The 13,141-nt window shown below is 65.4% G+C and carries 12 protein-coding genes; 8 read left to right on the top strand and 4 right to left on the bottom strand.

Going from position 1 to position 13,141, the window contains the following annotated elements; translation table 11 throughout:
* Positions 1–3 precede the first annotated feature (3 nt).
* Positions 4–1,668: an NAD+ synthase gene (locus KK488_RS16295; protein WP_214624764.1), complete on the bottom strand. Its 1,665-nt coding sequence runs from the start codon at positions 1,666–1,668 to the stop codon at positions 4–6.
* Between the two features lie 296 nt (positions 1,669–1,964).
* Here KK488_RS16295 and KK488_RS16290 point away from each other — a divergent pair, with 296 nt between their 5' ends.
* On the top strand, positions 1,965–2,900 hold the full coding sequence (locus KK488_RS16290) for a ribose-phosphate pyrophosphokinase (protein WP_214624763.1): 936 nt from the start codon (positions 1,965–1,967) through the stop codon (positions 2,898–2,900).
* Between the two features lie 12 nt (positions 2,901–2,912).
* Here the strand turns inward: KK488_RS16290 and KK488_RS16285 are convergent, their stop codons facing one another.
* Positions 2,913–3,083, bottom strand: a complete 171-nt coding sequence (locus KK488_RS16285; protein ID WP_214624762.1) for a hypothetical protein — start codon at positions 3,081–3,083, stop codon at positions 2,913–2,915.
* Positions 3,084–3,226: 143 nt separating this feature from the next.
* A complete protein-coding gene (locus KK488_RS16280; protein WP_214624761.1) occupies positions 3,227–3,928 on the bottom strand; it encodes an NnrU family protein in 702 nt (233 codons plus the stop codon).
* 127 nt (positions 3,929–4,055) lie between these two features.
* Between KK488_RS16280 and pabB the strand changes: the two genes are divergently transcribed.
* From pabB to KK488_RS16245, 7 genes are all read left to right on the top strand, one after another.
* A complete protein-coding gene (pabB, locus tag KK488_RS16275; protein ID WP_214624760.1) occupies positions 4,056–5,231 on the top strand; it encodes an aminodeoxychorismate synthase component I in 1,176 nt (391 codons plus the stop codon).
* 13 nt (positions 5,232–5,244) lie between these two features.
* The gene (locus KK488_RS16270; RefSeq protein ID WP_214624759.1) at positions 5,245–5,877 is read left to right on the top strand and encodes an aminotransferase class IV; all 633 of its coding nucleotides are present in this window, start codon (positions 5,245–5,247) and stop codon (positions 5,875–5,877) included.
* 77 nt (positions 5,878–5,954) lie between these two features.
* Positions 5,955–7,157: a pyridoxal phosphate-dependent aminotransferase gene (locus KK488_RS16265; RefSeq protein WP_214624758.1), complete on the top strand. Its 1,203-nt coding sequence runs from the start codon at positions 5,955–5,957 to the stop codon at positions 7,155–7,157.
* A gap of 110 nt (positions 7,158–7,267) precedes the next feature.
* Positions 7,268–7,678, top strand: coding sequence for a hypothetical protein (locus tag KK488_RS16260; protein ID WP_214624757.1), 411 nt, complete (start codon positions 7,268–7,270; stop codon positions 7,676–7,678).
* A gap of 102 nt (positions 7,679–7,780) precedes the next feature.
* The gene (gene msrA / locus KK488_RS16255) at positions 7,781–8,479 is read left to right on the top strand and encodes a peptide-methionine (S)-S-oxide reductase MsrA (RefSeq protein WP_214624756.1); all 699 of its coding nucleotides are present in this window, start codon (positions 7,781–7,783) and stop codon (positions 8,477–8,479) included.
* Positions 8,480–8,752: 273 nt separating this feature from the next.
* Positions 8,753–10,231 carry a lipopolysaccharide biosynthesis protein gene (locus KK488_RS16250; RefSeq protein WP_214624755.1) on the top strand — a complete coding sequence of 493 codons (1,479 nt, stop codon included), beginning with the start codon at positions 8,753–8,755 and terminating at the stop codon, positions 10,229–10,231.
* The gene (locus KK488_RS16245) at positions 10,228–11,076 is read left to right on the top strand and encodes a hypothetical protein (protein ID WP_214624754.1); all 849 of its coding nucleotides are present in this window, start codon (positions 10,228–10,230) and stop codon (positions 11,074–11,076) included. The genes KK488_RS16250 and KK488_RS16245 overlap by 4 nt, the downstream gene beginning before the upstream one ends.
* Positions 11,077–11,100: 24 nt before the next feature.
* On the opposite strand, the gene cobT is transcribed toward KK488_RS16245, so the two are convergent.
* Positions 11,101–12,927: a cobaltochelatase subunit CobT gene (gene cobT, locus KK488_RS16240; protein ID WP_214624753.1), complete on the bottom strand. Its 1,827-nt coding sequence runs from the start codon at positions 12,925–12,927 to the stop codon at positions 11,101–11,103.
* Positions 12,928–13,141: the final 214 nt, after the last annotated feature.

Raw genomic sequence — 13,141 nt, 5'->3', positions numbered from 1 at the left:
GGATCAGCCGGTCCGGAACGCATTGGTGATCGGATAGCGCCGGTCGCGGCCGAAGTTGCGGCCGCCCAGCTTCACGCCCGGCGGGGACTGGCGGCGCTTATATTCGGCGACGTAGAGCAGCCGCTCGATCCGGGCGACCGTCTCCCGCTCGAAGCCCATGGCGACGAGCTGATCGACCGATTTTTCCTGCTCGACGAGGCCATAGAGGATGGGATCCAGCACCTCGTAGGGGGGCAGGCTGTCCGAATCCTTCTGATTCTCGCGCAGCTCGGCGGTGGGCGGCTTGGTGATCACCGTCTCGGGCATCACCGGGCCGTCCGGGCCGAGGCCGAGCGAGGGCGTGTGCGCGTTGCGCCAGCGCGAGAGATCGAACACCGTCGTCTTGTAGGCGTCCTTCAGCACGGAATAGCCGCCCGCCATGTCGCCATAGATGGTCGCATAGCCAACGCTCATCTCGCTCTTGTTGCCGGTGGTGAGGAGCATGTGGCCGAACTTGTTGGAGAGCGCCATCAGGGTCACGCCGCGCAGGCGCGACTGGATATTCTCCTCGGTGAGGTCGGCCTTGCGCCCCTCGAAAGCAGGGGCGAGCATCGCGTCGAACGCTTCCGTTCCCGGCACGATCGAGATGGTGTCGAGCCTGCAGCCGAGCATCTGCGCGCAGGCGGCGGCATCGTCGAGGCTCTCCTGGCTGGTGAAGCGCGAGGGCAGCATGACGCACCAGACCCGGTCGGGCCCAAGCGCATCGACCGCGACGGCGGCGCTGAGCGCACTGTCGATGCCGCCCGACAGCCCCAGCACCACGCCGGGGAAGCGATTGCGGTTCACATAGTCGCGCAGGCCGACGAGCATCGCATGGTAGATGTCGGCCGGATGCTCATCGAGTGTATGGTGCGGGCCGGGCAGGCAGAGCCAGTTGCCGCTCTCGTCCGGCGCCCAGTCGGTGAGGACAAGCGCCTCCTCCCAGTCGGGCAGCATATGGGCGATCTCGCCATCCGGATTGAGCACGAAGGAGGCGCCGTCGAACACCAGCTCGTCCTGCCCGCCGACGCGGTTCAGATAGAGGATCGGCAGGCCGGTCTCGTGGACCCGCGCGGCGCAGACGCCGTTCACGCGCCGGTCGTCCTTGTCGACCTCATAGGGGCTGCCATTGACGTTGATGAGGATCTGCGCGCCCGCCGCCGCCAGATGCGCCGTGACGAACGGGAACCAGACATCCTCGCAGATCGGCAGGCCGAGCTTGACCCCGCGAAACGCGACCGGCTCGGGCAGTGGACCCGGCGCGAACAGGCGCTTCTCGTCGAACGTGCCGTAATTGGGCAGCTCGCGCTTCTGGCGCACCGCCGCGATCCTGCCGCCGTCGAGCAGCGCCACGCAATTGAACAGCAGCCCGTCATTGGCGATGACGGTGCCGACCAGCATGGCCGGTCCGCCATCGGCGGTCGCCTCGGCAAGGCGGTGAAGCTGCGTCTCCGCCCGCGCGACCAAAGCGGGCTTGAGCACCAGATCCTCGGGCGGATAGCCGATCAGCTGAAGCTCGGGATAGACGATGAGATCGGCGCCGGCGGCGGCCGCATCGGCGCGCCAGGCAAGCATCGCGTCGGCATTGCCGGCAAGGTCGCCCATCGTCTGGTTGAGCTGGGCCATGGCGATGCGGAGGCGATCGGTCATGGGCCTGCCTCTAGAACAAGCGGCGGAAAATCAGAACCCTCGATTTTCCATTATATCCGTTCGGTTCGAGCGGCTATCGAGCTTGTCGAGATGGCTGTCGAGAACATGACGCTACGGTGCCTTTCTCGACTCCGGTTCTCGACAGGCTCGAACCTCAGCTCGAAACGAACGGAAGATGAGGGACGCGAAGCAATCCTGTCGCCAAACGGTCATAATCCATCATAACCGGCCTTCCCTTGCAGGCGTCGCCTCGCTAGAGGGGCCGCATCCGACACAGTGATCAGGGGATACCCCGCATGAAGCTCATTTCCGGCAACGGCAATCTGCCGCTGGCGCAGGCGATTGCCGATTATGTCGAGTTGCCGCTCACCCAGGCGAGCGTGCGGCGATTCGCCGACGAGGAAATCTTCGTCGAGATCCACGAGAATGTGCGGGGCGAGGATGTGTTCGTCATCCAGTCGACGAGCTATCCGGCCAATGACAACCTCATGGAAATGCTGATCATCATCGATGCGCTCAGGCGGGCATCGGCCAAGCGCATCACCGGCGTCATCCCCTATTTCGGCTATGCACGGCAGGATCGCAAGGCGGGGTCGCGCACACCGATCTCCGCCAAGCTGGTGGCGAACCTCATCACGGTCGCCGGCGCCAACCGGGTGCTCTCGGTCGATCTCCATGCCGCGCAGATCCAGGGCTTCTTCGACATCCCGACCGACAATCTGTTCGGCGCGCCGGTCATGTCGGCGGATATTCAGGCGCGCTTTTCGGGCGAGAATCTGATGGTCGTGTCGCCGGACGTCGGCGGCGTGGCGCGCGCCCGGGCGCTGGCCAAGCGGCTAGACAATGCCCCGCTCGCCATCGTCGACAAGCGCCGCGAGCGCGCCGGCGAGTCGGAAGTCATGAACATCATCGGCGACGTCAAAGGCCGTTTCTGCATCCTGATCGACGATATTGTCGATTCGGCGGGCACGCTGTGCAACGCGGCCAATGCGCTCAAGGCGGCGGGCGCGACCGATGTCGTCGCCTATGTGACTCACGGCGTGCTCTCGGGCGGCGCGGTGGCGCGGGTCGAGGGCTCGCAGCTGCGTGAGCTGGTCATCACCGATTCGATCCTGGCAACCGACAGTGTCACCGCCTCCTCGCGCATTCGCCAACTGCCGATCGCGCCGCTGGTCGGCGAGGCAATCCGCCGCACGGCCGACGAGACGTCGGTCAGCTCGCTGTTCGATTGACCGGTCGGGCGCTCAGGAGCGCGCGTCGAGCTGGTGCAGGCGGATCGTCGCGCCGACGAAACCCAGCGAGCAGATGAGCAAGGCCCAGCGCACCGCCTCTGGCGTGGCGCGCAGCAAGGTCGCGGCGAGCAAAGCCGTGCAAACGGCTGCCGCTGCTCCTGCGATCCTGCCATAGCTGAACATCGCGCACCTCATGCTGTCCGTGGCCGAGCCGGCCCGTCGCCTCCTTATGAAAGGCAGGGCTGAACGCCCAATGACAAACATCGTCATGAATGCCTGCAGCCCTCTGTCAACGGACCGGATTCGACGATTTGTCCGCGACTGTGTCAGCCAGTCCACAGCCAGGGACCGACGGGCGGACCACCGAGTGCCGGATGAAGCCAGGTCGCGCCGAGCCAGACGAGGAGTCCGCCGATCAGAGGAACCATTCCGGGAATCGCGGCACGCCAGGACGCGCGACCGCTGATCAGTGCCGCGAAGGGCACGAAGCTGGTCTTGCTCTCCCACTCGCGCCACGGCTGCCCGAGCATGCGGCGCTTCTTGGCATCCTGTCCCAGCGCGCCGATGAGGGCGAGGCCGCCGATCCCGGCGGAGAGGATGAGATTGCTCGGCGATCCCCAGACTCCGGCATGGACGGACGCCCAGAGGATGAAGGACCACATCATCGGATGACGGGTGATCGCCATAACGCCACGGGCGTTCTGCGGAAATCGGGGGCTTCCAGTGGGATCGACCATCGCCGGATTGCCGATGAGCGAGCCGACCAGCAGGATGGCGGCCAGCAGCATCACGACCGCCAGACCGTGCCAGACCGCCCGGCCGGCGACCCAGGCGGGCGCCTGCGGCGGCAGTGTCATCACAGCATAGATCACCCAGCCCAGGGTTGCGAACGAGATGAGCGAATAAAGGCCGAGAAAGCCGCGATCGCCCAGTCGCGAAACCAGCGGCGCACGAAGCGGATGAGACATGATGAGATGGGTTCCGACAAAGCTCGTCATGGCGAGTACCAGTTCGGTCACGGTGGTCATGTACACCCCTTTCCCTGCTACCCCAGTCTAAACCCGGTGGCATCGGAAGGAAACGCAATTGCCGCGGCCGGTACGACGGCCGGGGCAAAGGCTGGCAATCTGTGCACGGCGCTGCCAATAGGGCGCGATGAGTCTCGCCTTGCCCGATGGACCGCACGCGCCATTCGTCCTGCTCGACGATGCGCGGCCGCAGGGCGCGGGACAGGCGATGCTGTTTCGCGATCCGGTCGAGATCGTGCGGGCCGAGCGGCTGGACGAGGTGCTGCCCGCGCTGGCGCGGATCGAGGCGTCGGTCGCTGGCGGACTGCATGCAGCGGGTTATCTCTCTTATGTCGCCGGTCATGCCTTCGAGCCGCGCCTCAGCCGCCTCGCGCCGCGTGAGGGGGACGAGGGGCCGCTGCTCTGGTTCGGTCTGTTCGAGCGCAGCGAGGCGTTCGCGCCCGAAGGCGTGCCGGGACTGCTGCCCGCGCCAGACCCGGATGCGGTCGGTCTGGTGGAGCCTTTGGTGTCGCGCGCCGACTATGATGCGGCCATCGCCAAGGTGCTCGATTATATCCGGGCGGGCGATATTTATCAGGCCAACCTGACCTTCCTCGCCTCGGTCGCCATCGCGGGTGATCCGCTCGCTGCCTATGCCGCGATTCGGCCGCATGCGGCCGCCGGCTATGGCGCCCTCGTCCGGCATGACGGGCGGCATATCCTGTCCTTCTCGCCCGAGAGCTTCTTTGCGCTGGCGCGGGGGCGCATCGAGACGCGGCCGATGAAGGGCACCGCGCGGCGCCTCGCCGATCCGGCGCAGGACGCGGCCGCGATCCACGAGCTCGCCACCGATCCGAAGCAGCGCGCCGAGAATCTTATGATCGTAGATCTGCTGCGCAACGATATCTCGCGCGTCACCAAGCCCGGCAGCGTAAAGGTGCCGCAGCTCTTCACGGTGGAAACCTATCCGACGATCCACCAGATGATCTCGATCGTCGAAGGGCGGCTGCGCGATGGCCTGGGCCCGGTCGACGTCCTCCGCGCCCTCTTCCCCTGCGGCTCGATCACCGGCGCGCCCAAGCTGCGCGCGATGGAAGTAATCCGCGAGGTCGAGCGCTATGGGCGCGGGCTCTACACTGGCAGCATCGGCCATATCGCGCCGGACGGCACGGCGCGCTTCAATGTCGCGATCCGCACCATTTCGCTGGAATCGGGCGCAAAGTCCGGCATAGTCGGGTTGGGCTCGGGCATTGTTGCCGACAGCCAGCCCGCTGCCGAATGGCAGGAATGTCTGGACAAGGCGCGGTTCATCACCGCGCGATGAAGGGAAGTTTGGCTTGAGCGGAGAGGAAGGCAGGTTCGATCTCATCGAGACGATGGCGTTCGATCCGGCTATTGGCCTGCCAATGCTGGAGCAGCATCTCGCCAGGCTGACGGCCAGTGCCAGGGAGCTCGGCTTCAATCTCGATCGCCATGGACTGCGTAACGAGCTGCAGGCGGCGACCTTCGGTTATGTCGAGCCCAAACGGGTGCGTGTGCTGCTCGCGCGGGGCGGAGCAATCGCCGTCGAGGTGCGGGGGGAATCGCCCTGGCCGCAGGCGATCATGCAGGTCGCCATCGTGCCGCGCATGCTGAGTGGCGATGATGCCCGGGTCCGTCACAAGACCACCGACCGGCGCCATTATCAGGCCGCGCTCAGCGCCGGCGGCACGTTCGAGGTGCTGTTGACCGACGAGAAGGGCTATCTGACCGAGGGCTGCTTCTCGAACATCTTCGTCGAGCGGGGCGACCGGCTGCTGACCCCGCCGCTGTCGCGCGGTCTGCTGCCCGGCGTGCTGCGCCAGAGCCTGATCGACATGGGCGAGGCGGAGGAAGCGGACCTCAAGCCGCATGATCTCGACAGGGGCTTTTTCATCGGCAACGCAGCCCGCGGTCTCGTAGCGGCAAGTGTGGTTGCGCCGCGCGGCTGAGCGCACTATGGACCGCGCCGTCCGGGCACCGCTCCGGACTGCATCGCGCCCGTTTCTCTCCCCGCCAGGAGTTTTCCATGCCCCGGACTTCCGCCGCCCTCGGCCGCATCCAGCCCAGCGCCACGCTCGCCATGACCGATCGCGTCATCGCCCTGAAGCGCGAAGGGAAGGATATTATCGGGCTCTCGGCCGGCGAGCCGGACTTCGACACGCCCGATTTCATCAAGGATGCCGCGATCGCCGCGATCCGTGGCGGGCAGACCAAATATACGAACGTTGACGGCACCGCCGAGCTCAAGGAAGCGATTGCCGCCAAGTTCAGGCGCGACAATGACCTGTCCTACGAGACCAGCCAGATCAGCGTGAACTCGGGGGGCAAGCACACGCTCTTCAACGCGATCTGCGCGACCGTCGACGTGGGTGACGAGGTCATCATCCCGGCGCCTTACTGGGTGAGCTATCCCGACATCGTGAACTTCGCGGGCGGCACGCCAGTGATCGTCCCCGCCGGTCCCAACCAGCTCTACAAGATCCTGCCCGAGCAGCTTGAGGCGGCGATCACGCCCAAGACGCGCTGGGTCCTGCTCAACTCGCCGTCCAATCCGACGGGCGCCGCCTATTCGGGCGACGAGCTGATCGCGCTCGGCGAGGTCCTGCGCCGTCACCCGCACGTCATGATCATGACCGACGACATGTACGAGCATGTCTGGTACGCGCAGACACCGTTCAAGACGATCGCGCAGGTCTGCCCGGATCTCTACGACCGCACGTTGACCGTGAACGGCTGCTCCAAGGCCTATTCGATGACCGGCTGGCGTATCGGCTATGCCGGCGGGCCGCAGTGGATCATCAAGGCGATGGCCAAGCTGCAGTCGCAGTCAACCTCCAACCCGAGCTCGATCAGCCAGGCGGCGGCGGTCGCGGCACTCAACGGCGATCAGGACTTCCTCCTCGAGCGCAACGAGGCGTTCCGCAAGCGGCGCGATCTCGTTGTCGCGATGCTGAACGACGCGCCCGGCCTCAACTGCCCGACACCCGAAGGCGCCTTCTACGTCTATCCCGACGCGACCGGCTGCATGGGCAAGACCGCGCCCGACGGCCGCAAGATCGAGACCGACGAGGAACTGATCAATTATTTCCTCGAAGCGGGCAATGTCGCGGCGGTGCATGGCGGCGCCTTCGGCCTCGCGCCGGCGTTCCGGGTCAGCTACGCGACCTCGGACGAGATCCTGAAGAAAGCCTGTACCCGCATCCAGGAAGCCTGCGCCGCGCTGAAATAAGGCGCTTTTCCACAGCAGACGGCCGTTAAGATCGCGTTTACCAGCCGTGTCCCGCGCGCGTTAACCATTTTCGCTGATTCTCCCTTAACCGCAGGGAAGGGTTGGCGACGATGGGTTTTCCGCAAACAAAAGAGGCCGGGTTCAAGACACTCAGCCCGACAAAAGAGCTCTACGGGTTGCTCGCGGGACTCCTGTCGTTCCTGGCGTTGGTCACGCCAGTCGGAGCGACGGCGAAACAGGGGATTGAATCCCCCACAATCTCCGGTTTCGTCGTCGCCCCTGCCCCGTTGGACTACCGGTTGTTTCCGACCCGCCTGGCGATCCCGGTCGGAAGTCGTGCGCCGGCCATTCTGCCGCGCGACGCGGTCATTCCCTCGGTGGAGGCAGAGCAGGAGCTCGGCGACAAAGTCGTCCAGTTCTTCGCCATCGGCCCGGACCTGCACTTCCTGATCAACCGTCGCGTCGACGATGCGCGTGATGAGCGGATCGCGCTGGGGCTGCGCTACGCACAGGCTTTTTGATCTGCGTCCGCCGGCGTTGCGGACCGGCTCTTCTTGACGAACTGCATCCTTGGCCCCAGCTCTCTCGTAGCTGGGGGAGATGCCTGTCAAAGGAGAGCTGCCATGCGCGCCCTGATCACTGCCACCCTCTTCGCCGCCACGGTCCTCGCTGGCGCTTCGCTCGTTCCTTCGGTCATATCGCCTGCCGTTGCCGCCGAAGAAACGCGCCTTGCTCCCGCGCCCGCCGTAGATGAAGCCGCCGGGTCCGCCACCGCGGCGACTGCCTATTTTGCCGGCGGCTGTTTCTGGGGCGTCGAGGGGGTCTTCTCCCATGTGAAGGGCGTCAGGAGCGTGGTTTCCGGCTATGGCGGCGGCCCCGCCAAGCTCAATGTCGATTATGATCGCGTCGGCAGCGGCCGCACCGGCTATGCCGAATCGGTCAGGGTGATCTACGATCCCTCGCAGGTGAGCTATGGTACGCTGCTGCGCATCTTCTTCTCGGTGATCACCGATCCGACCACGCTCAATTATCAGGGGCCAGACCACGGCACCCAGTATCGCTCCGCCCTGTTCCCGCAGAGCGCCGATCAGGAGCGCGTCGCCAAGGCGTATCTTGCCCAGCTCGGCAAGTCGGGACTCTGGAAGGATCCGATCGTCACGAAGATCGAGCCGGTTGGCCGCTTTCAGCCCGCCGAGGATTATCACCAGGACTTCATGCGGCTCAATCCCAACCACGGCTATATCCGCATGTGGGACGCGCCCAAGCTTGCGGCCTTTCAGAAGCTCTTCCCCACCCTCTACAAGGCGGGCTGGTCAGCCTGACACCAAACCGGGCGGCGGAATCCGCAATTAACGCATTCGAAAAGACCGCCGTCTACGAAGGCGCCGCGCGTTCGTCGCTTTGCCGCCCTGCGGTTGCATAGACGCGGCCGCATCGACTACAGGCCTGCTGACCGCCGATAATCGATTTTGCGCGGCGAGGGCTGAAAGGATGTTGGTCTCGGCGCGGCTATGACAGAGCAGCTTTCCCGCGAAGAGCGCAATCGCAGAGCGCTGCAGAGTTCCGAAAAGCTGACTCATCTCGGCCGGAGCGCAATGAACGGCAGCATCGTGTCGATGATCGCCCAGGTTGCGCGCATGGTGCTGACGATCCTGAGCACCGTCGTGCTGGCGCGTCTCTTACAGCCCACCGATTTCGGCCTCCTTGCCATGGCGACGACCGTCACCGGCTTCATCGGCATGTTCACGGACATGGGCCTCTCCACCCCGACCGTTCAGCGCCCGGTGCTCAGCCAGGCCATGGTCAGCACGCTCTTCTTCCTGAACGTCATCACCGGTGTCGCGCTCGCGCTCATCGGTATGGCAACCGCGCCGATCGCGGCGGCTTTGTTCAGCGACGGCCGGGTGACGAACGCCGTGCTCCTTCTCTCGCTGTCGATCCCGCTGGCGGCCGCGGGCGCCCAGCACAATGCCCTCCTCACCCGCTCGATGCGCTGGATCCCGGCCCAGTTTTCCGGTCTGTTCGGGCAGGTCGTCGCATTGATCGTCGCCATTATCGCGGTCACGGTTTGGCACATCGGTTACTGGGCGCTGCTGATCCAGCCCATCATCGCCACGGCCATCTCGACCGCTTTGCTCTGGTTCTTCTCGGGCTGGCGGCCGAGCCTCATTTTCGATCTGGGCGGCACCCGCTCGGAAATTCATTTCGGGGCCGGGCTGACCGGCTTTCAGCTCGTCAATTATTTCCACCGGCAGCTCGACAATATCGTCGTCGGCTGGTGGTGGGGCACGGCGCCGCTGGGCCTCTACAGCCGCGGCTACAATATCTTCGCGTCCATCCAGGCCATGTGCTCGTGGCCGGTGACCGGGGTGTTGCTGCCGCTGCTCAGCCGTACCCGGCATGATGCCGACTATTACAACCGCAACCTGCTGGATGCGGTCGCGGCAGTCGCCCTGCTGAACGGATTGCTGGGCTGCCTGCTGATCTGCCTGTCGGACAACATCATCTACTTCCTGCTCGGCAAGCAGTGGGCGGAGTCGGCGACGGTGTTCAAATATCTCGCACCGACCATCCTTATCTCGGGCAATGCCGTGTTCGGCACCGTCTTCACGGCACGCGGCGACACGCGCGGCCTGATGATCAGCGCGATCGTGAATACGCTCGGTTTCGCCACGGGCTTCCTGATCGCCGTCCCGCATGGCATTGCCGCCGTGGCCGCCGCTTATTCGATCATCTCGCTGTTCGCCTGGCCGGTCACCGTCCATCTCGCTCTGTCGCGCGAGAGTCTCTCGCAGAGCCGCTATTATTCCGTGACCGTGCCGATCCTTGCCGCCTCGCTCGCGATCATCTCCTGCTTCACCGCCATGTTCGAGACCAGGTTCGGACCGATTTCGCTTGCCCAGTTCGTCCTGCGCGGCACGCTGATCGCTGTGAGCTACGGCCTGCTCGCCCTGTTGCTCAGCCAAGTTTTCCCGGAATTGCGGACCTTTCGCGGTCGCCTGCTGGGCTGGCTGCAGCATCTCCTGGACAGCCGCAAGCTGCGGTTGCTCTCCCCCGGGGCGAGTCGCGAATGACGGACGGCACTCACGGCGCGCGCTGCTTCGTCATCATGCATGGCCTGCCGCGCTCGCTGCTCTGGACCGAGCGAAACATCATCCGTCATGTCCTAGAGCCGTTCCGGGCGGTTTGCGGCCCGCTGACGCTGGTCGCGCACTTCAATCATCCCGACGTCATCGACAATCCCCGCAGCGGCGAGCGCAAGGTCGCGACGATGTTGCCCGACATGTCCAGGCTCGCGCCGGAAATCCTGATGATCGAGCGCCAGCACGCGGCGAACGTCGAGGGCAAGTATCAGATTTTGAAGGATCACGACCTGCGCTCGGGCGATCCCTCGCCCAACACGCACATGAACCTGCTGCAAGGCTATTACAGCCTGCGCCGCGCATGGACTCTGGCGACCCAGGCCGGGTTGAAGCAGGGCGACATCGTCCTCCTGCTGCGCCCGGATCTCGATTATATCGATCCCTGGCCCGCTGCCGATCTCGTCGCCATGATCCGCGAACAGGGCAGGGATCTCGTCTGTCCGGACTGGCACAGCTTTGGCGGCCTCAACGATCGCATGGCGGTCGCGAGCTACGAGGGCGCACGCGTGTTCGCCTCGCGGTGGGACATGGTTGAGGAGATCGCGAAGGCCGATACGCCTCGCAGCTCGGAAGAAATCCTCGCTTACTGCATCGAGCGCGCCGGGCTGGCGGTCGGCACTTTCTCCAGCCGGGGACCACGAGTCCGGGCGGACGGTCGCACGCAATATGATGCGTTCGAGCCCAGCTTGGCTCAGAAGTACCGCTGGAAGATCCGCAGCAAGCTCGTGCGCACCGGCATTCGCCCCCTGCGCAGCCTGACCCGATATATCCCCTGAGCCCGGACGGACGGCTATCCGCCCTCAGTCCTTGTCGAACAGCGAGGCGAGCTGCTCGACCATCGCGCCGCCGAGCTGCTCGGCATCCATGATGGTGACCGCGCGGCGATAATAGCGCGTGACGTCATGGCCGATGCCGATGGCGATCAGCTCGACCGGCGAGCGGCCTTCGATCCAGGCGATGACCTGGCGCAGGTGGCGCTCCAGATAGGTGCCGTTATTGACCGACAGCGTCGAATCGTCCACCGGCGCGCCGTCCGAGATGACCATCAGGATGCGCCGCTCCTCGTTGCGCGCGAGCAGGCGGTTGTGTGCCCACATCAGCGCCTCGCCGTCGATATTTTCCTTGAGCAGCCCCTCGCGCATCATGAGGCCGAGATTGGCCTTGGCGCGGCGCCAGGGCTCGTCGGCATTCTTGTAGATGATGTGGCGCAGGTCGTTGAGGCGGCCGGGTTTGGGCGGGCGGCCGGCGGCGAGCCATTGCTCGCGGCTCTGCCCGCCTTTCCAGGCGCGGGTGGTGAAGCCGAGCACTTCGGTCTTGACCCCACAGCGCTCCAGCGTGCGCGCCATGATGTCGGCGCTGATGGCGGCGATGCCGATCGGTCGCCCGCGCATCGAGCCTGAATTGTCGATTAGCAAGGTGACGACGGTGTCGCGGAAATCGGTGTCCCGCTCCATCTTGTAGCTGAGCGAATGGGCCGGGTTGACGACCACGCGGGCGAGCCGCGCGGCATCCAGCATCCCCTCTTCCTGATCGAAGTCCCAGCTGCGGTTCTGCTGCGCCATCAGGCGGCGCTGGAGGCGATGGGCGAGCTTCGAGACCGCACCCTGGAAAGGCGCGAGCTGCTGATCGAGGAAGCCGCGCAGCCGCGCCAGCTCCTCCGGCTCGCACAGGTCCTGCGCCGTGACGACCTCGTCATACTTGGTCGTATAGGCCGTGTAATTGAAGTCCGGGGGCAGGTCCGAGAAGGGCCGGTTGGGCCGCACCGGCAGCACGCCGTCATCATCCTGCGCATCGCCGTCGCCCTCCTCGTCGGAGTCCGAATCATCCTCCTGGCGCTCGTCGACCTGTTCCTCGCTCGGCTCGCCCTTGTCCTCGCCGCGCGTCTCGGCGCTGGACTGGTCGTCCTCGTCGGATTCGTTCTCGTTCTCCTGCTCGTCCTGGTCCTGCTGCTCGCCGTCCTGTTCGTCCTCATCCTGATCGGGCGATTCGGGTGGCACGTCGGCACGCACCAGCTCGAGATGCTCGAGCATGGAGAGCACCTGGCTCTGAAAGGCTTCCTGATCATCAAGGCACATCGCCAGCCCCTCGAAGTCGCTGGCGGCTTTCTCGTCGATCCAGTCGCGCAGGAACTGGATGCCCTTGATCGCCTCGGGTGGCGGCGCCTGCCCGGTCAGCTTCTCGCGCAGCAGCAGCGCTACCGCGCCCTGGATCGGCACCTCGCTGGCCGAATTGGCGCGCGTGATCGGGTCGCTGTGCGTGCGCATGTCGAGAGCGGCCGCCAGATTGGCGCGCATGCCGGGATAGTTTTTCGAGCCCAGCGCTTCGTAGCGGACCATCTCGACCGCGTCATAGACGGCGCGGGCCGCCGGCTCGCCCGGCGCACGGGCATTATGCAGCTTGGCATTGTGGTGGCGCAGCTTGAGCGAGAAGCTGTCGGCGAAGCCGCGCGCCAGCGCCACCTGCTCGGGCGGCAGGCCGCGCGTCGGCGTCGGCACCTTGATCTGCTTGCCGGCGAGATGCGGCGCGTCGGCGGTGAAAGCGAGTTCGATCTCGGCATCATGCGCGATGGCGCGCGCCGTGCCGGAGAGGACGTCCTTGAAACGATCGAGCTGCGAACGGTCGGCCATGATGATGGCTGGCTGGGCCAGCGCCGGCGTACTGTCAAGGCTTTGCGCGTCCGGGTCGGTTCGCCGCGCCGTTAACCCCGGCGCGTCGCTCTGTCCCGCTGCGGGACACGGGCCGGGCGCCAGCCATTATCGTGGTTAAGTCCGTTCCGTCTGAAGGGTTTTTGAAGGAGTTGAGGCTTATTCCACGCCGTGGGGACGATGCTGCCATGCCCTT

It is taken from the genome of Sphingobium nicotianae, assembly GCF_018603885.1.
Lineage (GTDB): Bacteria > Pseudomonadota > Alphaproteobacteria > Sphingomonadales > Sphingomonadaceae > Sphingobium > Sphingobium nicotianae.
Note: the sequence above shows the minus strand (reverse complement) of the source record. Positions and strands in the feature narration are given on the sequence as shown.